Source organism: Yimella sp. cx-51, from assembly GCF_017654605.1.
GTDB lineage: Bacteria > Actinomycetota > Actinomycetes > Actinomycetales > Dermatophilaceae > Yimella.
In genome coordinates this window covers 1559476-1583395 of sequence record NZ_CP072113.1, presented here as the reverse complement: position 1 = coordinate 1583395, position 23920 = coordinate 1559476, and the positions used below count along the sequence as shown (strand labels likewise).

Here is a 23920-nt window from a genome sequence, read left to right as displayed (position 1 = left end):
CAGTATGGAGGCATCTGATCCGCGCGCCGCGTCGCGCCTGCTCTTGCTCGACTCGGCCAGCCTGTACTTCCGGGCCTTCTTCGGCGTACCCGATCGCCGCTCCCCCGCGGGCGTGCCGATCAACGCCGTCACCGGCTTCCTCGACATGATCGCCACACTGGTCGACCGGGAGAAGCCGACCCACCTGGTGTGCTGCTGGGACAACGACTGGCGCCCGGCGTTCCGGGTCGAGGCGATCCCCACCTACAAGACGCATCGCCTCAAGGACGGCAGCGAGGTGCAGGAGGAGTCGCCGGAGAACCTCACTCCGCAGGTGCCGGTCATCCGTGACGTGCTGGCCGCAATCGGGTTGTGCCGCCTGGGAATCGACGGATATGAGGCCGACGACGTGATCGGCACGCTCGTGCAGCACCGGCTCGGTGAGATGCCGATCGATGTCGTGACCGGCGACCGCGACCTCTTCCAATTGGTCGACGACCAGCAGGACGTCCGCGTGCTCTACACCGCCAAGGGCGGGGTGCGCGAGCCCGACCTGGTCGACCAGTCATTCCTGCAGGCGAAGTACGCCGTGCCCACTGGCGCGGCCTACGCCGACATGGCGGCGCTGCGCGGTGACACCAGCGACGGACTTCCCGGCGTGCCGGGAGTCGGTGAGAAGACGGCCGCCCAACTGATCGCCCGGTACGGCGACCTGGCCGGTCTGCGCGCGGCCATCGACAGCGGCGACCCCGAGATCAAGGGTGCCCGTCGCGCCAAGCTCGAGGCGGCGAGCGACTACCTCGATGTCGCACCGGCCGTGGTGAATGTGGTGCGGGACGCGCAGCTGCCGACTGATCTCGACACCGCGCTCCCCCGCGCGATCGCCGACCCGGAACGTCTGCACGAACTGGTGGAGGAGTTCGGCATCGGCAGCTCGGTGGGCCGCCTCACCTCAGCTCTCGGCCTGGGCTGACATCCCGGAACCCCTCCCCAAACAGAGACGAGATCGGCTGTCGCACAGCCGATCTCGTTCTCTGTTGGACTGGGTTGGAGTCGTTCAGTAACGCTGGGGCGGGTCGTCCTGACGCGGCAGCGGACGGGTCTGGCCGTCGTCGTCGCGCGGCGGGGTGGCGTCGTGTCGCGGCTGCTCGTAACCCTGGTCGTAGGGTGCGCCATCGCGCGGCGTGCTGGGCTGCGGACGGGTGTCGGCGACGGGCTGCTGGTCGTAACGCCCACGGCCTTGCTGGTCGTACTGGTCGCGCTGCGGGGCGTCGTACTGCTGCTGGTCAAAGGGGCGGGCCTGCGCACGTGGTGCCTGACCGCGTCCGGCAGGTGCGCCACCTTCCACGCCGCGGTTGTCGCCCTCGCCGTAGTGGGCGAAGAGCAATTCGTTGATCTTCACCTGCACGCTCTCGACGTGCGGGATGTCGTCCAGCCGAAGCTGCGGCTGGTCGGAGGCGTCCGAGACCAGCAGGGTGCCGCAGCCCAGAATGCGGTCGCTGACGCCCTTCTCGTACTGCACATCGTTGATCCGGTAGAGCGGGATGTCGCGTCCGGACTTGGCCATGATGCCGGTGCGGGTGATCAGTCGGCGGTTGGTCAGCACGAAGACGGTGTTGCGCCACTTCCAGATCGGGATGATCGCCCAGATGATCGTGACCAGCGCGGCAGCCACGGCAATCGCCAGGAAGATCCACGTGCGACCGGAGAGGTCGTCGGGCAGGAAGACCCACGCCAGGATCACCACGATCAGCATCGCGAGGATGAGCAGGATCGGACCCACGATCTTCTTGATGTGGGTGCGGAACTCGAGCTCGATGTTCTCGCCCTGGGTCAGGTGCTTGCTGGAAAAGGCCATGACTTCATCATGGCAGAGCCGAGCTCCATCGCCGGGGATTAGTCGAGGCGGTCCGCTGCGACCACGCCGCGCATGATCTGGTCGACGGCTCGTTTGGCGGTGGTGGAGATCGAGGGATATCCGTCGAGGTCGGCGAGTTGATCGAGCAGGTCGACCAGTTGCTTGCAGCGGCGCACGAAATCGCCCGCAGTGAGTTCGCTGCCACGCAGCACCACGTCCAGCCTTTGACCCGATGCCCATCGGTGGATCGGCCAGGCGATGCCGGCATCGGGCTCGGCCATCGGCGCGAGCTGGTGGCGCTGCGCGAGGTCGACCAGACCCTCCCAGACGTCCTTCTGCCGCTCGATCGCCTCGGCGACGTCGCGGTTCGGCATCTTGGGATCAGGGTCGGGACCGTCCTTGCTGCGCGACTTGTGGATGAGCGCCGACAACGCCGCAGCCAGCGACGGCGCGTCCATGCCCTTCCAGACGTCCTGGCGCAAACACTCGGCGACCAGGAGGTCTTTCTCGGCGTAGATGTTCTGCAAGGTGCGCCCGTCGGTGGTGACGCTCTGCCCGTCCGAACTGAGGAAGCCGAGCTCGGCCAGCTGGTCACAGACCCGCTCGAAAGTACGCGCGACGCTGTGGGTGCGGCCGTCGACCATGCGCTGCAGCCCATCGGTCTCGCGGCGCAGCTTCCACCAACGCTCCGCCCACCGCGCGTGCTGCTCCCGATAGGGACAGTCGTGACAGGGATGTTTGCGGATCTTCTCGCGCAGCGTGCCGATCTCACCGTTCAGCCGGCGCAACTCGGCGTTGTCGGGTGCTTCGGCCCGGGTGTCGCGGGCATCGCGCATCTTGATCCGCAGGGTGGAGGCGAGGTCGGCGCGTGCCCTGCGGTCGCGATGGTTGAACCGCTTGGGCACGGCGATCGACCCGATGGTGTGCACGGGCCCCTTGACGTCGGACTCGGTGAGCCGGGTGGTGCGGCCGTTGGTGGTGAGCACGAACGGCTGGGCGAGGCCGCGCCGCGGAGCGTCCATCGAGAGCACCACCGCCAGGCCGGTGCGCCGTCCCTCGGGCACCCGGATCACATCGCCGATCGCCAGCTTCGACAGGGACACCGCGGCAGCCGCTGTGTTGGCCGCAGTTGTACGCCGGCTCAGTTGCTTCTCGACGTCGGACAGCTCGCGGCGTAGGGCGGCGTACTCCTCGAAGTCGCCCAGGTGGCAACGCATCGCCTCGGCATAACCCTCGAGCGCTTCGTCATTGCGCTTGATCGAGCGGGCGTGACCCACGACCGAACGGTCGGCCTGGAACTGCGCGAAGGACGACTCCAAGGTCTCGCGGGCGGGCCCGCGACCCAGCCGGTCGACGAGGTTGACGGCCATGTTGGAGGTGGGCACGAAACTGGAGTTGAGCGGGTAGGTGCGGGTGCTCGCGAGGCCCGCGACTGCCTCGGGGTCCACGTCGCGACCGAAGAGGACCACCGCGTGGCCCTCGATGTCGATGCCGCGGCGACCGGCGCGCCCGGTGAGCTGGGTGTATTCGGCCGGGGTGACCGGCACATGAGCCTCGCCGTTGAACTTCACCAGCTTCTCCAGGACGACGGTGCGCGCCGGCATGTTGATGCCGAGCGCGAGCGTCTCGGTGGCGAAGATCGCCTGGATGCGGCCGGCGGAGAAGAGTTCTTCCACGATCTCGCGGAAGGTGGGGAGCATTCCGGCGTGGTGGGCGGCGAAACCGCGGGTGAGGCCTTCGACGAAGTCGTAGTAGCCCAGCACCGCAAGGTCTTCCTCGGGCAGGGTGGCGATGCGCTCCTCGACCAGGCGGCGGATGCGCTCGCCCTCCTGCGGCGGAATGAGCCGGATGCCCCAGGCCAACAATTGGGAGACCGCTGATTCGCAGCCCACCCGGCTGAAGATGAACGTGATCGCCGGCAGCAGACCTTCCTTGTCGAGCGCCTCGATGACCTCGGCCCGGCTCGGGCCGCGTGACGGACGTCCGCCGCGCACGGGACCGATCGGCCCCTTCGCGGGCTTACCTCGTCGGCCACGTGGAGCGCCGGCGTCCATGCGGACGCCACGGGGATCGTTGCGCTGCCGGAACGCGGAGATCCGCTGCCGCAGTTCGGGATTGACCCGCTTCTCGTGATCCTGTTCGGCGAAGAGGTCGACGATGTGCTGGCCGACCATCATGTGCTGCCACAGCGGCACCGGCCGGTGTTCCTCGACCACCACCTCGGTGTCGCCACGCACCGTGCGCAACCAGTCGCCGAACTCCTCGGCGTTGCTGACCGTGGCCGACAAGGAGACGAGCTGCACGGTCTGCGGCAGCTGGATGATCACTTCCTCCCACACTGCGCCGCGGAAGCGATCGGCGAGGTAGTGCACCTCGTCCATCACCACGAACCCGAGACCATCGAGCGTGCCGGAGCCGGCGTACAGCATGTTGCGCAGCACCTCGGTGGTCATCACCACGATGGGCGCCTCGCCGTTGATCGAGGAGTCGCCGGTCAGCAGACCGACCTTGGAGCTGCCGTGACGGGCCACCAGGTCGGCGTACTTCTGGTTCGACAACGCCTTGATGGGGGTGGTGTAAAAGGTCTTGCGGCCGGTCTGCAGGGCGAGATAGGCCGCGAACTCACCCACGACCGTCTTACCCGCACCGGTCGGCGCCGCGACCAGTGCGCCGCGTCCTGCCTGCACCGCCTCGCAGCCGCGACGCTGGAAATCGTCGAGCGGGAAGTCGTAACCCTGCGCGAACCGCTCCAGATGCGTGCTGTCGAAGGGCCGCCGCGTGGTGCTGTCAGTCGTCGATGCGGGCATGCGCCCGAGCCTAGTTAACGGCTACGCTCAGAGGGCGGAGGCGTCGCCGTCGGACACGTCGAGCCACTCGGGACGCTTCTTACCGCGTCGTTTGTCCAGGATCGCGCCGATGCCGACCGCTAAGTAGAAGAGCGCGACCATGGGGAGAGCGAGCGCGAGCATCGACCACGCGTCCGGGCTCGGGCTCATCACCGCGGCGAAGACGAAGATCAGCAGCACCGCCACGCGCCAGCCCTTGATCATCACGTGTGCGGGCAGCACGCCGACGGCGTTCAGGCCGACGAGGAAGACCGGCAGCAGGAAGGCGATGCCGAACACCAGGATGAACCGGGTGACGAAGGTGATGTAGGCGCTGCCGTCCTGGTAGTTGACTGCGTCGTCCGGGGTGACGCCGATGAGGAAGCGCACCGCGTTGGGCAGGACGAGGGTGGCCACCCAGCAGCCCGCGACGAAGAGCGGAACAGCAGCAGCGAGGAAGAGGCGCGAGATGCGCTTCTCCCTCTTGGTCAGTCCGGGGGCCAGGAAGCCCCAGATCTGCCACAGCCACACCGGGCTGGAGACGATGAGACCGACCCAGAGCGCGATCTTGAGCTTGATCTCGAAGGCGCTCGTCACGCCCTTGCCGCCGAAGTTGAGGTTGACGTCCTCGGGGTGTCGACGCGTGCTCGCGACCTGAGTCAACGGCTCCTTGAGCCAGTTGAAGATGCCCTGGTTGTCGATGCGCTGCCCGAAGAGGTTCCACTTGATCGGGTCGAACAACATCCAGCCGAGGAACGCTCCCGCGATGATCGCGAGCACCGCGACGAGGGCACGCCGACGGAACTCACGGAAGTGTTCGCCCAAGGACATCCGGGCATCCGGATTGTCCTTTCGACCGAGTAGGGCCATCTGTGGGGTTGCTCAGAAACTCGTGCGGCGGCGTCAGGCCGAGGGGTTCTGGTCGGTCGGACGCTGCGGGTAACCGTCCGGGTGGCCGGCTTGCGCCGAACGGTGCTGCCCGTCCTCACGCTTGATCCGTGCCTCGGATTCCTCGACCGTCTCACCGTTCACGGTCTCCTTGGAGGCCGACGAACCGTTCTCGCTCTTCATCTCGTCCATCTCGCTCTTGAGGATGCGAGCCGAACGGCCGAGCGAACGGGCCGCGTCCGGGAGTCGCTTCCAACCGAAGACGATCACGATCACGATCACGAGAATGAGCAGGTGCCAAGGCTGGAACGCGCCACGGAACATGAAGGAGATCCTCCGGAGATGATGGGCGCTCGCGCGCCCGATGTTAAGAGCCTTGCCGAGTCTACGCGACGGGCGCGGATTGGCTCATCAGGTCGAGTAGGCCCGCAGGGCCTCAACGGCGCCGGTGTGCACGGTGGCGCGCAGGTGTGCGGGTTCGAGCACGGTCGCGGATCCGCCGAGGCGCCATACGAGTTGGCGCACCCAGTGCAGATCGCTGGTGCGCAGCGTTGCCACCAGGGATCCGTCCTCGCGCCGTTCGCTGCTGTCGACCGGGTAGTAGTCGACCACCCAGGACGCACCCGGCTGGAGTTCCAGTCGCACCGTGACCGCATCCGCTACCGGGGAGAATACCGAATCGCCCAGTTCGCGGGGAGCCACACCGGCCGGTGGGGTGCCGTCCTGGTCGAGCACCTGCAGATCATCGATGCGGTCGAGTCGGAACATGCGGACGCCGTCCGCGCGATGGCACCAGCCCTCGAGGTACCAGTGGTCGTCCATCAGCAGCACCCGCATCGGGTCGACATCGCGTTCGGTGCTCTCGTCGCGGGCAGCGACCAGGTAGCGCAAATGCAGGCGGCGACGATCACTGATCGCGGTGCGGATGACAGCGAGCCAGTCGGTGCCTGAAGCCGGGGTGATGCGGACACGGTCGGAGACGTCGGAGACATCACCGGCGGCGTCGATGAGTTTGGCGAGGGCCCGGTCAATGGCGTCCCGCTCCCCCAGTCCTGGGACGGCTGCCAAGGTGCGCAGGCCCACGATGAGCGCGAGGGCCTCGTCGACGCCGAGGCGCAGCGGCCGGGCGATGGTGTCGGCATTACCCAGGAAGACCTTCCCGCCTTCCCATTCGGCCTCGATGAGGTCGTCGGGCATGTGCCCGGGCGTGCCGCACACGAAAAGCAGACTCAAATCGGCCTCGACCTGCGCCGGGCTGACGTCGAGTTCGCGGGCAGCCTGCTCGATGTCGATGCCCTGGCGGTGCATGAGCCACGGCACCATCGTCAGAAGCCGGGCCAGACGCTGGGTCGCGCTCTCGGCGGCCATCAGATGCTCTCCTGGTTGCGTTCGGAGGCGCCGCGCAGACGCCGGACGACGGCATCGCGCAGATCGCCTGGCTGGAGCACGATCACGGCGGGTCCGTAGCCGGCGATCTGGTCGGCGAAGATCTCGGTGTCGGTGTAGTCGATGTCGATCTGGGTCCAGCGGTCGTCCACTTCGCCGGTGGTGCGGGCCCGCCGACGCAGCGCATGACCGCTGCCGGTGAGGACGTGCAGGATCGCCGGCTGCGGTTCGCGCTCCACCTCGCTGCCGCGGATCGCGCGGAGCGCGTCGTGGTCGTCGGGGATCTCGTAGGCGCCCGCGCGACCCTGGCTGCGCACCGCCCCTTCGACGCGACCGAGCCGGAAGACTCGTGGCGCATCGCGGTCGAGGTCAAAACCGGAGACGTACCAGCGTCCGTGCCAGTTGGTGACCGCCCACGGCTGGAGTCGACGATCGGAGACCGAACCATCGGGTTTGCGATACGCGAACTGCACCGTCGTGCGGCGCACGAGCGCGTCCTTCATGGCCGGGAAAGCCGGCTCGGCGGTGCGCACCCGCGGTTCGAGACCGACGAGGGTGCCCTCGTCACGTTGCACATCGGCCGCCTCCAACTTGCGCAGCGCGCTCGCGGCCGGACCGGCGAGGCTGGCCTGCTGCCAGGTGCGACTGGCGAGGCCGAGCACCGCGAGCTCGTCGGGCTCGAAGTGCAGCTCCGGCAGGGCGTACTCACGACGATCGATGCGATAACCGGTTTCGTCCTCGAAGAGCGGGTCGACCACCTCGGCGCGCAGCGGAATGCCCAGATCGCGCAGTTCGTCCTTGTCGCGCTCGAACATCCGGTCGAAGGCTTCGTCCGACGCGGCTTCGCCGTATTGAGGCACGGCCTGCCGGATGCGCTGCTTGCTGAGCGGCTGCCGCGTGTAGAGCAGGCAGATCACCAGGTTGAGCAGCCGCTCGGTCTTGGCCGCTGGGGACGAGGGGCTCATGGGAACGAAACTATCCCATCGACTCGCACTAGTGTACGAGGCGTGATCACGTGGCGGGAGGGCATCGTCGTCGGCGTCGACGCGCGCTGGGGGCAGGTGCAACAGGTGCTGGTCGAGGTGACGGGCGTTGATGTGCCGGTGCGTGCACTCGCCTATCTCGACGTTGTCGGCGAGCTGGTCGAAGGTGACCGCGTGCTGCTCAACACCAACGCGATCGACCGGCAACTGGGCACTGGTGGCGCGGCGATGGTGGTCGCCATCCCCGATCGCCTGCCGCCGGTGCCGCAGCCTTCGCCCGGTCACATCGTGAAGGCGCGGTACACCCCACTGCAGATGATGGTGCTCGGCGTCGACGAGCAGGAGAGTCCGCACTACGAGGCCTTGCAGGACGCCGGCGATCTTGCGGGCATGCCGGTGGTCACCGCCGACCTGCATTCAGCGCTCCCGGCCGTGCTGGCGGGCCTGCGAGAGTATCGACCTCAACTCAAGGCTGCGTATGTGATGACCGACGGCGGCGCGCTGCCGGCGTCCTTCTCTCGCACCCTCGACGGTCTCCGTGAGGCCGGCTGGCTGGCGGGGGTGGTGACCGTGGGTCAGGCCTTCGGTGGCGACCTGGAAGCAGTGAACGTGCACACCGGTCTGCTCGCCGCGCGCCTGGTGTTGGACGCCGATGTGGCGATCGTGAGTCAGGGCCCCGGCAACCTCGGCACCGGCACGCGCTGGGGCTTTTCCGGCACCTCCGCCGGCGAAGCGCTCAACGCCGCACACATCCTCGGCGGTCGAGCCGTGGCTGGATTGCGGGTCTCCCAGGCGGATGCCCGGGAGCGACACCTCGGTATCTCCCACCACAGTCGCACCGCCTACACGAGGGTGGCTCTCGTGTCTGCCGAGCTGCCTGTGCCTCAGTTGCCCGGCGATTTCGGCGCGAAGGTGTCGGCTCAGGCCGATGACATGGTCACTGCTTCGCAGCAGCGCCTCACCAGGATCGATGTGCGCGTGGATGGCCTGCTCGATGCCTTGCGCGAATCCCCCGTTCCGTTGCGCACGATGGGCCGAGACCTGGACGCCGACCCCGCCTCGTTCCTCGCCGCGGCGGCATCAGGTCGGCACGCGGCGATGATCGGTCCCACCGACTGAACATGCTGATCGCCCTGGACGTGCTGATCGTCAAACCGGTCCCCGACGCGAAGCGACCCACGACATCAGTCGTGGGTCGCTTCGTTGCGTGACTCGTGAGCCTCAGCGCAGGCCGAAGGCCGATCCGGCGCCGCGCTTGCTGGCCGACACGAGGTCGACCACGAAGATCAGCGTCTCGTTGGGGCCGATTGCGCCGCCGGCACCGCGCGCGCCGTAGCCGAGCTCCGGCGGGATGGTGAGCTTGCGGCGTCCGCCCGGCTTCATGCCGACAATGCCCTGGTCCCAGCCCTGGATGACCTGGCCGACGCCCACCTGGAAGTCCAGCGGTGCGCCGCGGTTCCAGGATGCGTCGAACTCTTCACCGGTCGACCAGGCAACACCGACGTAGTGCGCCTTGACGATGTCGCCGGCTTCAGCAGCGCGGCCCTCACCTTCGGTGATGTCCTCGATGAGCAACTCGGTGGGCGGGTTGTCGCCCGGGAAGTCGATCTCCGGCTTGGTGGTATTCGGGTCGAAAGACATGTAGCAATTTCCTTACAGTGCAGCGAGGACGTCGACGACGAAGACAAGGGTGTCGGTGCCCTTGATTCCGGCCTGGGTGTTACCGGTCGAGCCGTAGCCCTGTGCCGGCGGGATCACGATGAGCACACGGCTGCCCACGGTCTTGCCGACGATGCCGTCGACGAAACCGGGGATCATTCCGCCTGCTGCGGGGTTCTTCGGGTCGGCCTTGGTCATCGGGAAGTCGACCGTCTCACCCTTACCGCTGACCGCGGAGGAGTCGAAGGCCTTGCCCGAATCCCAGATCACACCGGTGTAGCGCAGGCGCACGGTCTGGCCGGCGACGATCTTGCGGCCCTTTCCGGCCAGGAGGTCCTGCGACACCAGCTTGGTCGGAGCTTTGACCACCTTGCCGTCCTTCTTCGGCATGGTGATCGTGGCGGCCTTCTTGCTCTGGTTGCCGTCACTCACGACGACAGTCGGCAGGTCGGCCTTCGGCGCGACGGCGGTACCGTCCGGCTTGTCCAGCGGTGCTGCCGCACCCTTGACGGTCATGCGGAAGATCAGGGTGTCCTTGGCGGTAACGCCCAGCGCCTGGCTACCCGCGCCGCCGAAACCTTCGGCCGGCGGGATGGCGACGTCGAGCACCGAACCCGTGGTGGCGCCCTTGAGCGCGGTCACCAGACCCGGGAACTGCGTCTTGTCGTCCATGAGCACCGCGACATCGGGCTTGTCGTAGGTGTTGACCAACTGCTTGCCATCAGTGCCGTTCACAGCGACGTAACTGACGTAGGCGATGTCGGTCGGCTTGACCGCCGCACCGGTGCCCTTGCTGACGGTGGTGACCGTGGTCTTGTTCACCTGGAAGGGCTTCTTGGCCAGGGTGACCTTGGGCGCCTTGGCGTTCTTGGTGTCGACCTTGATCGCGTTCATCGGCGCGACCTTGTCGGCGGCGACGGTGAGCGGCGAGGCGGCTGAACTGGCTGCCGTGCTCGACTTGCTGCTGCTGGATTCGTCGCCACAGCCGGACAGGACGACGGCGGAAAGAGCGCCTGCAGCGAGCAGGCGGGTGGAACGGCGCACGCGAAAATACCTCGTGATCGACGGTGGTGGTCTGCCCCACCCTAACCGCCGAACCTATGAAGGCTGGTTCAGCCCATCGAGTCGATCAGTGCCGCCACCCGCGCATCTTCGTGGGCGAAAGGATCCTTGACCAGCACCGTCCGCTGCGCCTGATCGTTGAGCTTCAGGTGGATCCAGTCGACGGTGAAGTCGCGGCGGTGCTCCTGCGCGGCGCGCACGAAGTCGCCGCGCAGCTTGGCGCGGGTGGTCTGCGGCGGTGTGGTGACGGCCTGCTCGATCTCTTCGTCGGTGCAGATCCGGGCAGCGCGTCCGGCGCGTTGCAGCAGGTCGAAGACTCCGCGTCCGGGCTTGATGTCGTGATAGGTCAGGTCGAGTTGCTGCAACCGCGGATGGTCGAGGTCGTGGCCGTGCTTGGCGGCGTACTGGTCGAGCAACTTCTTCTTGATCACCCAGTCGATCTCGGTGTCGACCAACGACAGGTTGTCTGTGTCGACGGCAGTCAGGGTGCGCTCCCACAGGTCCATGACCTTGCGCGTCATGTCGTCAGTCAGCCCTTCGCGCTCGACGAAGGCCGCCGCACGCTCGAAGTACTCCGACTGCATCTGCAGCGCCGACATCTCCTTGCCGTTGGCCAGACGCACCTTGGTGCGGCCGGTGATGTCGTGACTCATCTCGCGGATGGCCCGGATGGGGTTGTCGAGGGTCATGTCGCGCATCGGGCTGCCCTCCTCGATCATCTGCAGCACCAGGTGCGCCGAGCCGAGCTTGAGCATCGTGGTCGTCTCCGACATGTTGCTGTCGCCGACGATCACGTGCAGCCGGCGGTAGTGCTCGGCGTCGGCGTGGGGCTCGTCGCGCGTGTTGATGATCGGCCGCGACCTGGTGGTGGCGCTGCTGACGCCCTCCCAGATGTGGTCGGCGCGCTGGCTCACCGAGTAGACCGGCTTGTTGCCGAGTTGCACGATCTTTCCTGCGCCGCAGGTGAGTTGGCGACTGATCAGGAACGGGATGAGGTGCTCGGACACCCGCTGGAAGTCGCCGGAGCGGGCCACCAGGAAGTTCTCGTGGCAGCCGTAGGAGTTACCGGCCGAGTCGGTGTTGTTCTTGAAGACGTAGATGTCACCGGTGATGCCGTCCTCGGCCATCCGTTGCTCGGCGTCCACCGTGAGGTCGGCCAGGATGCGCTCGCCCGCCTTGTCCTGGATGACCGCCTCGCGGATGCTGTCGCACTCAGCGGTGGCGTACTCCGGGTGGCTGCCGACGTCGAGGTAGAGACGGGCTCCGTTGGCGAGGAAGACGTTGCTCGAGCGTCCCCAACTGACCACCCGGCGAAACAGGTAACGCGCTACCTCATCCGGCGTCAGTCGCCGGGTGCCGTTCGAGGTGCACGTGACGCCGTACTCGGTCTCGATGCCAAAGATCCGCCGCTGCATGGATCGACCATAGGCGCAGGCGTACCTGCCTGGACCGTTCCGGTCACCAATCGGCCGTGGTGCCGAACCGGATCGCCGGATTGTGCTGTGAGCGAAGCGCTCTGGTGCCGTGCGTCATCTGCCTGATGAACTGTTGCCATGAGACTGCTGCTGCTCGGCGGAAATGCCTTCCTGGGGCGTGCGATCGCCCGCGATGCGATCGCGCGTGGTCACGACGTCGTCGCCCTGGCACGCGGCGAGAGCGGGACCTTCGCCGAAGGTGTCGAGGTGGTGCGCGCCGATCGTGACCTCCCGAACGCCTACGCGGGCGTCCACGGCGACTTCGATGCCGTGATCGATCTGGCCCGCCAACCACGGCATGTCAGAGGTGCGGTCGAAAACCTGCGAGACCGATCGCAGCACTACCTGTTCGTCTCCACCATCAATGTGTACGCCGATGCCGGACCGACCGCGATCGGCGCCGCCGAGGATACTGAGCTGTTGCCGGCCTGGGACGGTGAGCAGTGGACGCCGGAGCACTACGGCGCCGGCAAAGTCACCTGCGAGCGCCTCGTAGCCCAGGCATTTCCAGATAGCCACCTCATCGCGCGAGCGGGCCTGCTCGCTGGTCCGGAGGATTCCACCGACCGGTCGGGCTACTGGCCACTGCGTTTCGCTCACCCCAGTCGGCCGGACGGACGGGTGCTCGTGCCCCACGACCCACCGGCGCAGACCCAGCTCATCGATGCTCGTGACCTGGCGCACTGGCTCATCTCCTGCGTCGAGAACCAGACCTTTGGCGTCTTCAACGCCACCGGTCCGTCGGTGCCGTTGCACGCGGTGCTCGCTGCCGCCAGAGCCGTCGCCGGTCACACCGGTGAGCTGGTGCCCGCGAGCTCTCAGTGGTTGGCGCAGAAGGGTGTTGCGCACTGGGCGGGCGAACGCTCGCTGCCGCTGTGGCTGCCCTGGCCGGAGTTGGCGGGGATGATGACCGTCGACACCAGCGCGGCGGAGGCCGCTGGGCTCCGATCACGGCCACTGCCACAGACCTTCACCGACGTGTTGGAGTGGGAACTGCGCACCGGGCCGGGCCGACCCCGCCAAGCGGGTCTCTCCCCCGCTGACGAGGCCGACCTGATCACCCAGTGGTTACGTGAGAACTGAGCGCTGACGGCCGATCAGTCGGCGTCCTCGTCCTTCTTCCGGCGCCGACGACGCTCCTCGTGTCGGGCTTGCTGGCGATCACGCGCCTGCTGCGCGCCGGCGCGGATTCCCTTGCGGGTGTAGGGCACGGTGGCCGCACCGCGTCCGAAACCGTCGTCGTCCGGGTCGGGCACGATGCCCACCTGGCGTCCGTCGAAATTGTCGGCGCTCTCGTGGTCGACCTCGGTGGCGCTGGTGTCTTCGTAGTCGATCTCACCGGCACCGTAGGCGGCCAGGGTGCCGTTCTTGTAGTCGGCGAGGTAGGCCTTCATCTCGCGCTTGATGACCGGCAGGAGCAGGTAGACACCCAGCAGGTTGACGAACGCACAGACGAAGAGGAACGCATCGGCGAAGTCGAGCACGTTCTGAAAGGTCAGGATGCAACCGGCGACGGTGAACGTCAGGAACACGACGCGGTAGACGAGCGTCGAGGTCTTCGACTCACCGAACAGGTACGCCCACGCCCGGTTGCCGTAGTAGCTCCACGTGATGAGGGTCGAGATCGCGAACAACGCCACAGCCAACGCCAAGACGTAGGGGAACCACGAGATCGACTGCTCGAAGGCATCCGAGGTGACCGCGACACCGCCGCCGTACTCATGGGTGGAGTCGGCAGCGACCTTCGCCTGGGTGTCGGTCCAGAACTGCGTCTTGGCGATCACGATGGTGAGCGCCGTCATGGTGCAGACGACGACGGTGTCGATGAACGGCTCGAACATCGCCACGAAGCCTTCGGAGACCGGACGACGCGTCTTGACCGTCGAGTGCGCGATGGGCGCCGAACCGAGACCGGCTTCGTTGGAGAACGCGGCACGCTGCATACCCACGATCAGGACGCCGATGAATCCGCCGCTCACGCCCTGGGGTGAGAGGGCGCCGGAGACGATGTCGCCCATGGCGCTCGGCACCTGGTCGACATTCATCAGGATGACCACCAGGCAGGCGGCCAGGTAGATGGTGCCCATCACCGGCACGAGCGTGCTGGTGACCCGACCGATCGACTTCATGCCGCCGATGATGACCAGACCGATGAGGAATGCCAGTCCGATACCGAAGACCAGCCCTGCTCCCTTGTTGGCCAGGAAGCTGTCGTCGCCTCCGGTGACCGTGACCGCCTGCGCGTAGGTCTGGTTGGCCTGGAACATGTTGCCGCCACCGACGCCGAAGAACAGGATCGCCACCGCGAACAGGCCGGTCAGCCCCACCGACAACGGCTTCGGGAATCTCTTGAAAGCTTCCGGGAGATAGCGGAACGGTCCGCCGGAGACCGTGCCGTCCGGCCGCACCTCGCGGTACTTCACACCGAGGGTGCACTCGGCGAACTTCGTGGCCATGCCGAACAGTCCGGCCAGGATCATCCAGAAGGTCGCGCCGGCGCCACCGATGGTCACCGCTGCACCGACACCGGCGATGTTTCCCAGACCGACGGTGCCGGAGACGGCGGAGGTAAGTGCTTGGTAGTGCGGGATCTCGCCGGGATCGTCGTCCCGGGAGAACTCTCCGCGCAGCGTCCGATACGCGGGTTTCAGACCGCGGGCCTGGATCGCACCGAGATAGATCGTGATGAAGACGGCAGCCACGATCAGCCAGAGAACGATCCAGGGCATCGGGAACCACGACGGGCTCCAGAAGATGATCTCGCCCGACCATTTGGTCAGGGGTTCGAAGACCTTGTTGACGGCGTCCTCGATGTTCGCGAGCACACCGGAGGTGTTGTCCGTTGGTTCAGATCGGAAGGATTGCAATGTCACGGTGGTGGCATTCATGACACTCAGGGCACCGGATCGTGAGGAGAAAATGTGATTCAGGCCTCATGGAATGGCCAATCGTGACCGTTCGGTGACCAAACGTCCGTGCCGGATCAACCGGTCCGCTCGCTCCGACGTTCCCGTGATTCGTTGCCGCACAACGCTCTTCGGTGGTGACAACAGGTGGGCTCAGGCCAATGAGTCGATCCAGGCCTGCTGCAGCGCCGCGTAGCGTCCCTGCTCGGTGATGAGGCGGTGCGGCGGACCGTCCTCCAACACCCTCCCGTGCTCGAGCACCAGCACCCGGTCGGCCACCTCCACCGTGGAGAGCCGGTGGGCGATGATCAGCGACGTGCGGCCGGCCAGGATGGTGCGCAGGGCCTGCTGCACGAGTCGTTCGCTGGGGATGTCGAGCGATGAGGTCGCTTCGTCGAGGATGAGGACGTCGGGGTCAGCGAGGAACGCCCGGGCAAAGGCCACGAGTTGTCGCTGTCCGGCCGACAGTCGTCCGCCGCGTTTTGCGACATCGGTGTCGTAGCCGTCAGGCAAGGCTGCGATGAAGGTGTCGGCACCCACTGCTTCGGCTGCCTCACGCACCTGTGCGTCGGTGGCCTCCGGTCGTCCGAAGCGGATGTTGTCGGCCACCGAACCCTCGAACATGAAGTTTTCCTGGGTCACCATCACCACGTGTCGGCGCAGATCGGACTGCGCCAGGTCGCGCAGGTCGAGACCGTCAAGCAGGACCCTGCCTTCGTCAGGATCGTGGAAGCGGGCGATCAGCTTGGCGATGGTTGTCTTCCCGGCTCCGGTCGTGCCGACCAGCGCCACGGTTTGGCCCGCGGGCACCACGAGGTCGAGACCCGGCAGCACCGGGCGATCGGCCACGTAGGAGAAGTGCACGTCGTCGAAGGTGATCTCGCCGCGCACATCCCGCAGGGCCACGGGATGGGCCGGGTCGGCGATCGGCGGCTGTTCGGCCAGCACGACCGCGAGCTTCTCCAGCGCCGAGGTGGCCGACTGGAAGGTGTTGTAGAACTGCGTGATCTCCTGCATGGGTTCGAAGAACATGCGCAGGTAGAGCAGGAAGGCGGTGAGCACGCCGATGGTGATCTCGCCGTGCATCGCCAGGTAACCGCCATAGAGGAGTGCAACTCCGGTGGTGAGATTGCCGATGAGCTTCACACCCGGCATGAAGATGGCGATCAGGCGCATCGTGCGGATGTTGATGTCGCGGTAGCGGTCGGCCAGTTCGCCGAAGATCACCTGGTTGCGCGGCTCGCGTCGGTAGGCCTGCACGGCCTTGATGCCGGTCATCGACTCCACGAACTGCACGATCACCAGCGCCGAGATCTCCCGCACCAGCCGGTATGCCGCGGCTGACTCTCGGCGGAACCACAACGACAACGCCACCAGGAACGGGAAGCTGATCAGACAGACGGCGCCCAGTCGCAGATCGAGGGTGAGCAGCAGGATCGCGGTGCCGAAAAGTGTCAGCACGGCCGTGATCAGTCCGTCGAAACCGTTCTCCAGCATCTCCTGGATGGCTTCGACATCACTGGTCGAGCGACTCACCACCCGGCCGGAGGTGTACTTGTCGTGGAAGGAGACGTCCAGTCGTCCGAAGTGCTTGAAGACCCGGCGGCGTACTTCGAGCAGGAGGTTCTGACCGATGCGTCCGGACTGCAGGATGAACAGCATGCGCAGGCCCGCTTGCAGCACGAGCGCGACCAACAACGCGATGACGACCTGGGTCAACACGCTGCCATCGCCCGACTCGCGCAGGGGCGGCACACCGTCGTCCACCCCGATCTGCACCAGTCGGGGCACCGCCAACCGAGCGGCGTTCTCGATCAGCACCGCGACGCCCAGCAGTGCGACGGTTCGGCGGTAGGGCCGCAGCAGATCCCACAGCAACGCCTTGGCCTGTCCGCGCTCGGCGGTCTTCTCGACGGTGTCCTGCTCCTGGTCGGCGGCGCGTCCGCGCCACGACTCCCACGACGGATCCGAGCCCTGACCGGCCGGAAGCTCGGAGCTGCGCTTGTCGCTGGTGGTGCTCATCGCTGCCCCTCGCAGTCGTCGTCGCGGCCACCTGCGGGCGCGCGACCGGCGAGCACGGCCTCGTCCATCGCCTCGCGTTCGACGTCGCTCTCCCAGGGTTCGTGGTGTTCGCGGTCTGGGTCGAGTTCGTCGTCGGCGGCGAGCAGATAGCGGTACTGCGGGACGCCGGAAAGCAACTGGGCGTGGGATCCGACATGGGTGATCGTGCCGTTCTCCAGCAGTGCCACCTTGTCGGCCAGCAGCACCGTCGACGCGCGATGGGCAACGACGATGCCGGTGGCATCAGTGAGCACCTGCCGCAATGCCTTCTCCACCAGCGCCTCGGTGTGCACGTCCAGTGCCGAGAGGGTGTCATCGAGCACCAGAATCCGGGGGTGGGCCAGCACCGCCCGAGCCAACGACAGTCGTTGCCGTTGACCGCCGGACAGGCTCATACCCTGCTCGCCGATGCGGGTCTCGAGCCCGAACGGCAGGTCGTGCACGAAGCCGGCCTGGGCCACCTCGATAGCGTGGGAAATGTCGTCGTCGGTGGCGTTCGGGTGGCCGAGCGTGAGGTTTTCACGCACCGACATGGAGAACAGCGTCGGGTCTTCGAAGGCGGTCGCGACCGCTGATCGCAGCACCGGTAGCGGAAGGTCACGCACGTCGATGCCGTCGATCAGCACCTGCCCTTCGCTGACGTCCCGCAGTCGCGGGATGAGGGCCGTGAGCGTCGACTTGCCGGAACCGGTGGCGCCGACCAAGGCCACCGTCTCCCCGGGCTCGATCGTGAGGTTCAGATGCCGCAGAGCCCACTGCTCACTGTCGGGGAAGCGAAATCCGGCATCACGCAGTTCGAGTCGTCCGCGCGTGATCGAACGCGCGGAGGTGCCACTGACGATGTCGGGTTCGGTGTCGAAGATCTCTGCCACACGGTCGGCGGCGGTGATCGTCTCCTGCATCATCGACAGCAGGAAACCGAGTGCGGAGATCGGCCAGACGAGGTTGAGCATGAAGGTGATGAAGGCGACGAGGGTGCCGAGCGTCATGTCGCCGTTACCGACGGCGCGGGCGCCGATGGCAAGCACCAGCACGAGGGTGGCCGTGGGGATGACCTCCAGCAGTGTCCAGAAGCGCGACATGATGCGCACCTTGCGCAACTGGATGTCACGCAGTTTCGTGGCTTGGGCGTCGAAGCGGTCGAAGACGTAGTCTTCGCGGCCGAACGACTTCACCACCCGCAGGCCGAGTGCAGCCTCCTCGACCTGGGTGGCGACATTGCCGGTTTGGTCCTGTGCCTGCCGGGAGGCTTTGCTGAACTGCCGTTCGTAGTGGAGGTTCGCTCCGACCACCGGAGCGATGGAGGCCAGGACGATCAGCCCCAGCGGCCAGTACATCGCCAGCAGGATGCCGGTCACGACTACGACCTGGATGATGTTGAGGATCAACAGCACTGAGCCGAAACCGATGAACCGGCGCATCATGCCGAGGTCGTTCATCACCCGCGAGAGCAACTGACCTGACTGCCAACTGCCGTGGAAGCTCATCGGCAGCACCTGTAGTCGGGCGTGCAGTTGCTGGCGGATGTCGTTCTCCACTCCAGTGCTGGCCTTCTGCACGAGCCAGCGCCGCACCAGCCACAGCGCCGCTTCGGCCACTCCGAGCAGCAATGCGCTCGCACCGAGCAGCCACAAGCCCCGCTCGTCACGGTGTGCGACCGGACCGTCGATCACCGCACGCGTCATCAGCGGGATCGCGATGGTGCTGGCGATGGAGGCGAGCGCGACGATGAACATCACGATCATCCGCGTGCGGTATGGCCGCAGATAGGGCACGAGCCGCCACAGCGCGTTGTCACGCCACCCCCCGCGGCCGGGCGGGGAAATGCTGGGACGGCTGATCAACTCACCCGGTGGACCGTGCTGCTCGGTGGACGAAGCATCTGGCTCGGCGCGCCGTGCGTGGCGTTCGGATGCTGTTGTGCGTTCGTCCGTGGTCACGAGCGGGTACGCCTCCTCATCGGCTGTGGGGCATCACGGGGGTGCTGAGTGCCTTGCGGAGTATGCCACTGCGTACCGACACGAATCGCCGGCTACGTCAGTCGGTGGGTTCGGAGATCACCGGATCCTGTTGCGCCGCAGAGGGATCGGCATGTGAAACATCCGAGGTTGCGTCGGTGGTGTCGAGCAACTTCCTCAACAGGGGCACGGGTAGCCGCCGGAACGCGCGACGTTCGCGCTGTCGGTCGAGCACCGCGACCTCGAGTTGGTCGGCTGCGAGCGGGCGCGGGTTGCCCTCGGCGTCGACTCCGAGCAGACCGACGGCCAATTGGAGCGCGGAGCTCAGGTCGAGGTCGGGCCGCCACGCACTGTCCAAGCCTGCCGCGATCCGCTCGGCTCCCCCGCCCATGGCCACGAAGCCGTGCTCGTCGGCCACCGAGCCGTCGTACATCAGGCGGTAGATCTGATCGTCAGCTGCGGTGTGACCGATCTGGGCGACCACGATCTCGACCTCGTACGGCTTGGACTCCTGGGTGAAGACGGTGCCGAGGGTCTGTGCGTAGGCATTGGCCAAGCCGCGCGCCGTGACATCGGATCGGTCGTAGGAATAGCCGCGCAGATCGGCGTAGCGCACACCTGCGACCCGGAGGTTTTCGAACTCGTTGTACTTACCCACCGCAGCAAAAGCGATGCGATCGTAGATCTCGGAGATCTTGTGCAGCGCGCGACTGGGGTTCTCGGCGACGAACGCGATGCCGCCGTCGTAGGCCAGCACCACCACGGCGCGACCACGGGCGATGCCCTTGCGCGCGTAGTCGGCCCGGTCTTTCATCATCTGCTCGGGCGAGACGTAGAAAGGCATGCTCATCGCGGATCCTCCTCACGGCGAGAGGCGACCACACCGGCGACAACCTGCTCGATCTGGTCATCGGGCACGAATCGTGCGCCTTGTTCGTCGAGCACTGCGACATTCGGCCAGATGCGTCGGCCCGGGTCTGGCCCTCCGGTGGCGGAGTCGTCGTCGGCGGCGTCGTACAACGCTTCGACGATCACCCGCACGGCCTCGTCCTCCGACAGTTCCGGACGCCACAACTTCTTCAGCGCACCGCGCGCGAAGAGGGAGCCCGAACCGACCGAGTGGAAATGCCGCTCCTCGTAGCAACCGCCGGTGACGTCATAGCTGAACATCCGGCCTGATCCCGACTGGGGATCGAAGCCTGCGAACAACGGGACGACGGCGAGGCCCTGCATGGCCATGCCGAGATTGCCCCGGATCATCGTCGCGAGCCGATTCGCCTTGCCCTGCAAAGACAGTGCGGTGCCCTCGATCTTCTCGTAGTGCTCCAGCTCCACCTGGAACAACCGCACCATCTCGATCGCCACTCCCGCTGTGCCGGCAATGCCGACCGCGCAGTGGTCATCGGCCAGGAAGACCTTGCGCATCGTGTGACTGGCGATGAGATTGCCCATCGTGGCCCGCCGGTCGCCGGCCACCAGCACGCCGCCGGGGTAGGTCAGCGCGACGATCGTGGTGCCGTGCGGAGCCTGCACCTGCACGCTGCCGGGTGCGTGCCGTGCTCCGGGCATCAGGTCGGGCGCGTGCGCGCCGATGAAATCGGTGAACGACGACGAACCAGCCACCAGGAACTCATCCGGCAGCCGACCGGAGGCATCCGCGCCGGGACGGCTCACTGGCCGCCCTTCTGGACGAAGCCGCGCACGAACTCCTCCGAGTTGGACTCCAACACGCTGTCGATCTCGTCGAGGACGCTGTCGATCTCGCCGGTCTGCACCTGCGGCGCGACTGGCGCCGGGGCGTCGCCTTCGTCGGCCGGACCACCGTCGCGGCGCTGCGGGTTGATGCGTTCCTGGGCCATGGCTCGAACCGTCTTTCCTCGCGGGGACTTCTTCTGTCCCACCCTAACCAGCCGGTGTCGGCCGGGGTGGGCAACCGTCAGCGACCGTTGCCTGGCGTCAACAGCGCGGTGAGGAGTTCGTCGGCGCTCCCTGCCGCGTCGAACAACTCCCCCACGTGTTCCTTGCTCCCGCGCAGGGGCTCGAGCATCGGCACCCGCTGCATGGCGCGGCGTTCGGGGACGTCGAAGATGACCGAATCCCACGACGCGGCCGCGACATTCGCCCCGAACTGGGACAGGGCCCGGCCGCGGAAATAGGCCCGGGTGTCAGTGGGCGGTTCGGTGACTGCTGCAGCGACGTCGTCGGCACTCACCAACTCCTCGAAGCGTCCGGCCGCGGCCAGCTTGTGGAAGATGCCCTTGTCGGCGCGCACATCGCTCCACTGGATGTCGATGGCCCGCAACTTCGGGTCGGACCACTCCAATCCGCGATCGCGAAAGCCTTGCAGGAGTTGCAGTTTGGCGACCCAATCGACTTCGCGTGCGGCGCTCATGGGGTCGGTGTCGAGTTTGTCGAGCACATCGCTCCACCGCTGCACCGTCTCTGCGGTCTCGGCGTCAAGATCGTTGCCGTAGCTGGCCTCCAACCACTGCTGCACCATCTCCAGATAGGCGTACTGGATCTCCAGCGCGGTCAGCGTCCGCCCGTCCGCCAGCGCCACCTTGGTCTTCAGCGAGGGATCGTGGGAGATCTGTTGCAGGGCGGCCACCGGCTCGGCGAGCGTGAGGTCTTGCGTGACGGCACCCGCTTCGATGATGCCGAGCACCAGGCTGGTGGTGCCGAGCTTGAGGAAATTGGCGACATCGCAGTGGTTGGCGTCGCCGATGATGACGTGCAGCCGGCGGTACTTCTCGGTGACAGCATGCGGTTCGTCGCGGGTGTTGATGATCGGCCGCTTGAGGGTGGTCTCCAGACCCACCTCGGTCTCGAAGAAGTCAGCCCGTTGGGAGAGCTGGAAGCCGGCCCGCTGCGATTCGGTGCCGATGCCGACCTTGCCGGAGCCGCAGAAGACCTGCCGGGTGACGAAGAACGGGATGAGGCCGTTGATGATGTCGGCGAACGGGGTGAGCCGCCGCATGAGGTAGTTCTCGTGGGTGCCGTAGGAGGCGCCCTTGCCGTCGGTGTTGTTCTTGTAGAGGTTCAGCGGTGGCATGCCCGGCCCGTTGAGCAGCCTGACCGCCTCACGCATCACCAACTCGCCGGCACGGTCCCAGATCACGGCTGCCCGGGGCGAGCTCACCTCCGGTGAGGAGTACTCCGGGTGGGCGTGGTCGACGTACAAGCGGGCACCGTTGGTGAGGACGACATTCGCCATCGTCGGGTCTTCCTCATCGGTGAGCTGGCTCGGGTCGGCCATCTGCCGGTCCATTGCCCAGCCACGCGCGTCCTGCAGGGGCGCTTCGTCGGCGTAGTCCCAGCCGCCCTGTGCGGCGCGCAGCCCCAGAGAGCGGGCGTAGGCGGTCACCACCCTGCCCGACATCAGCATCGGGTTGGCACTCGGATCGCCCGGCTGCGAGATGCCGTACTCGGTCTCGATCCCCATCACACGGCGCACGCTCATGCGCTCAACATTACGTTCACCCCTTCCGCACGATGTCGGGTGTCCGCGGCGATACTGGGCGCATGTCACGCACCAGTTGGTCCGACACCTCCGGAATGCCACTTCGCACGCGTTTGCTGTGCTTCGCCCTGGCACGCACGCAGCGCGTTCCCTTCGCCGAGATGACCCTCGAGCAGCTCGCGGCTGACTCCCGGGCACTGTCACCGGCGCCGAAATTCCCTGCCTCCGTCATCATCGGTGGCCTCACCCCCGGCATCGAGATCGACGAGTTCACGGTGCCCGTGCGCGACGGTTTCGAGTTACCGGTGCGGCGTTACCGTGGCAGCAAGCAGACCGATCGGGTGTTGCTCTACATCCACGGCGGCGGGTGGGTGCGCGGACGTCCGCGCGACTACGACTCGATGCTCACGCTGCTGGCCCATCGGGCCGAATGCACCGTGCTGGCCCCCGACTACCGCAAGGCCCCTGAGCACAAGGCTCCGCAAGGCCTGCACGACGCGCTCGACATCTTCGACTGGTTGAGTGGCGGTCCTACCGAGTGCGGCACCCCGACGCCGCGGATCGTGGTCGGCGGCGACAGCGCAGGAGGCAACCTCTCGGCCCTCACTGCCATCCACGCCCGCGAGCATCGTCGCGATCTGCTCGGCCAGGTGCTCATCTACCCGGCCACCGATCTGTCGATCGTGCACGAGATGCGCCGTGCACCCGCTCTGACCGGACCTGACATGGACCGCTACAAGGAGCTCTACCTCGAGGGCACCGGGCTCGCGGACGTCGACCCGAAGCTGTCACCCGCACGTGCGGACGTCCGCGGGGTTGCGCCGGCATTGGTGCAGACCGCTGACCGCGATCCGTTGTGCGCCGAGGGAATCGACTACGCCCGCCAACTGCAGCGTCACGGTGTGCCGACCCGCCTGACCCGCTACTACCAGGTGCCGCACGGCTTCCTCAACATGCCCGGCGCGACCAATGTGGGCCATCAAGCACGCATGGAGATCGCTGACCAGCTCATCGATTGGTGGACTGCCCAGTGACCAGTCGTCCGAGCACCAAAAATTGGCCGCTGCTCATTCTCGATGTCGCGCTGGTCATCATCTTCGCCGCGATCGGCAGGGCGTCGCACGACTCCGGGAACCTCGCCGGAGCCCTCGACACCGCGTGGCCATTCCTCATCGGGACGGCCACCGGCTGGATCGTCGCCTACTACAACTGGGATCGCCTCGTGCCGGTGACCGTGCCTTCAGGCGTCACGGTGTGGATCTGCACGGTGGCCATCGGCATGCTGTTGCGGCACCAGATGGATCTGGGTACGGCGGTGCCGTTCATCATCGTCGCCTCGCTGACCTTGGCCGCCTTCCTCATCGGATGGCGTGCGATCCGCCACTTGATCGTGCGGCAGCGCAACGCTGCCACTGGATGA

The 23920-nt window shown here is 66.6% G+C and carries 21 protein-coding genes; 5 read left to right on the top strand and 16 right to left on the bottom strand.

The window, feature by feature from the left end; all coding sequences use genetic code 11:
• The first annotated feature begins 4 nt into the window (after window positions 1-4).
• Window positions 5-952, top strand: coding sequence for a 5'-3' exonuclease H3TH domain-containing protein (locus J5M86_RS07455; protein ID WP_188060707.1), 948 nt, complete (start codon window positions 5-7; stop codon window positions 950-952).
• 84 nt (window positions 953-1036) lie between these two features.
• Here the strand turns inward: J5M86_RS07455 and J5M86_RS07450 are convergent, their stop codons facing one another.
• The 6 genes from J5M86_RS07450 to J5M86_RS07425 form a co-directional block, all read right to left on the bottom strand.
• A complete protein-coding gene (locus J5M86_RS07450) occupies window positions 1037-1837 on the bottom strand; it encodes a PH domain-containing protein (RefSeq protein ID WP_188060708.1) in 801 nt (266 codons plus the stop codon).
• Window positions 1838-1875: 38 nt separating this feature from the next.
• On the bottom strand, window positions 1876-4644 hold the full coding sequence (locus J5M86_RS07445) for an RNA helicase (RefSeq protein WP_188060709.1): 2769 nt from the start codon (window positions 4642-4644) through the stop codon (window positions 1876-1878).
• A 27-nt stretch (window positions 4645-4671) separates the two neighbouring features.
• Entirely contained in the window at window positions 4672-5493 is an 822-nt protein-coding gene (tatC, locus tag J5M86_RS07440) for a twin-arginine translocase subunit TatC (RefSeq protein WP_188060710.1), read from the bottom strand.
• A 72-nt stretch (window positions 5494-5565) separates the two neighbouring features.
• Entirely contained in the window at window positions 5566-5874 is a 309-nt protein-coding gene (gene tatA / locus J5M86_RS07435; RefSeq protein ID WP_188060711.1) for a Sec-independent protein translocase subunit TatA, read from the bottom strand.
• A gap of 87 nt (window positions 5875-5961) precedes the next feature.
• Window positions 5962-6918, bottom strand: coding sequence for a YafY family protein (locus tag J5M86_RS07430; RefSeq protein WP_188060712.1), 957 nt, complete (start codon window positions 6916-6918; stop codon window positions 5962-5964).
• Window positions 6918-7901, bottom strand: coding sequence for a YafY family protein (locus J5M86_RS07425; protein WP_188060713.1), 984 nt, complete (start codon window positions 7899-7901; stop codon window positions 6918-6920). The genes J5M86_RS07430 and J5M86_RS07425 overlap by 1 nt, the downstream gene beginning before the upstream one ends.
• Before the next feature lie 42 nt (window positions 7902-7943).
• Here J5M86_RS07425 and J5M86_RS07420 point away from each other — a divergent pair, with 42 nt between their 5' ends.
• The gene (locus tag J5M86_RS07420) at window positions 7944-9038 is read left to right on the top strand and encodes a DUF3866 family protein (RefSeq protein ID WP_188060714.1); all 1095 of its coding nucleotides are present in this window, start codon (window positions 7944-7946) and stop codon (window positions 9036-9038) included.
• Window positions 9039-9140: 102 nt separating this feature from the next.
• Here the strand turns inward: J5M86_RS07420 and J5M86_RS07415 are convergent, their stop codons facing one another.
• The 3 genes from J5M86_RS07415 to pafA form a co-directional block, all read right to left on the bottom strand.
• Window positions 9141-9560 (bottom strand): FKBP-type peptidyl-prolyl cis-trans isomerase, encoded by a 420-nt coding sequence (locus tag J5M86_RS07415; RefSeq protein WP_188060715.1) that lies wholly within the window; start codon window positions 9558-9560, stop codon window positions 9141-9143.
• Window positions 9561-9572: 12 nt separating this feature from the next.
• Complete coding sequence (locus J5M86_RS07410; RefSeq protein WP_188060716.1) at window positions 9573-10622, bottom strand: FKBP-type peptidyl-prolyl cis-trans isomerase; 1050 nt, start codon at window positions 10620-10622, stop codon at window positions 9573-9575.
• A gap of 68 nt (window positions 10623-10690) precedes the next feature.
• Window positions 10691-12055: a Pup--protein ligase gene (pafA, locus tag J5M86_RS07405; RefSeq protein WP_188060717.1), complete on the bottom strand. Its 1365-nt coding sequence runs from the start codon at window positions 12053-12055 to the stop codon at window positions 10691-10693.
• Window positions 12056-12193: 138 nt separating this feature from the next.
• On the opposite strand from pafA, the gene J5M86_RS07400 reads away from it, so the two are divergent.
• A complete protein-coding gene (locus J5M86_RS07400; RefSeq protein ID WP_188060718.1) occupies window positions 12194-13198 on the top strand; it encodes an NAD-dependent epimerase/dehydratase family protein in 1005 nt (334 codons plus the stop codon).
• 14 nt (window positions 13199-13212) lie between these two features.
• On the opposite strand, the gene J5M86_RS07395 is transcribed toward J5M86_RS07400, so the two are convergent.
• The 7 genes from J5M86_RS07395 to dop all read right to left on the bottom strand — a co-directional run bounded on the left by J5M86_RS07395 (window position 13213) and on the right by dop (window position 22500).
• A complete protein-coding gene (locus tag J5M86_RS07395) occupies window positions 13213-15003 on the bottom strand; it encodes a sodium:alanine symporter family protein (RefSeq protein ID WP_188060719.1) in 1791 nt (596 codons plus the stop codon).
• 171 nt (window positions 15004-15174) lie between these two features.
• Window positions 15175-17043, bottom strand: coding sequence for an ABC transporter ATP-binding protein (locus J5M86_RS07390; RefSeq protein WP_188060720.1), 1869 nt, complete (start codon window positions 17041-17043; stop codon window positions 15175-15177).
• Complete coding sequence (locus tag J5M86_RS07385; protein ID WP_244328532.1) at window positions 17040-19022, bottom strand: ABC transporter ATP-binding protein; 1983 nt, start codon at window positions 19020-19022, stop codon at window positions 17040-17042. The genes J5M86_RS07390 and J5M86_RS07385 overlap by 4 nt, the downstream gene beginning before the upstream one ends.
• 97 nt (window positions 19023-19119) lie before the next feature.
• The gene (gene prcA / locus J5M86_RS07380; protein WP_188060721.1) at window positions 19120-19890 is read right to left on the bottom strand and encodes a proteasome subunit alpha; all 771 of its coding nucleotides are present in this window, start codon (window positions 19888-19890) and stop codon (window positions 19120-19122) included.
• A complete protein-coding gene (gene prcB / locus J5M86_RS07375; RefSeq protein WP_244328531.1) occupies window positions 19887-20714 on the bottom strand; it encodes a proteasome subunit beta in 828 nt (275 codons plus the stop codon). Before prcB ends, prcA begins: the two co-directional genes overlap by 4 nt.
• Window positions 20711-20899 carry a ubiquitin-like protein Pup gene (locus J5M86_RS07370; protein WP_188060722.1) on the bottom strand — a complete coding sequence of 63 codons (189 nt, stop codon included), beginning with the start codon at window positions 20897-20899 and terminating at the stop codon, window positions 20711-20713. The genes prcB and J5M86_RS07370 overlap by 4 nt, the downstream gene beginning before the upstream one ends.
• A 77-nt stretch (window positions 20900-20976) precedes the next feature.
• Window positions 20977-22500, bottom strand: coding sequence for a depupylase/deamidase Dop (dop, locus tag J5M86_RS07365; protein WP_223158525.1), 1524 nt, complete (start codon window positions 22498-22500; stop codon window positions 20977-20979).
• A 62-nt stretch (window positions 22501-22562) separates the two neighbouring features.
• On the opposite strand from dop, the gene J5M86_RS07360 reads away from it, so the two are divergent.
• The gene (locus tag J5M86_RS07360) at window positions 22563-23534 is read left to right on the top strand and encodes an alpha/beta hydrolase (RefSeq protein ID WP_188060723.1); all 972 of its coding nucleotides are present in this window, start codon (window positions 22563-22565) and stop codon (window positions 23532-23534) included.
• Complete coding sequence (locus J5M86_RS07355) at window positions 23531-23920, top strand: DUF3054 domain-containing protein (RefSeq protein WP_188060724.1); 390 nt, start codon at window positions 23531-23533, stop codon at window positions 23918-23920. The genes J5M86_RS07360 and J5M86_RS07355 overlap by 4 nt, the downstream gene beginning before the upstream one ends.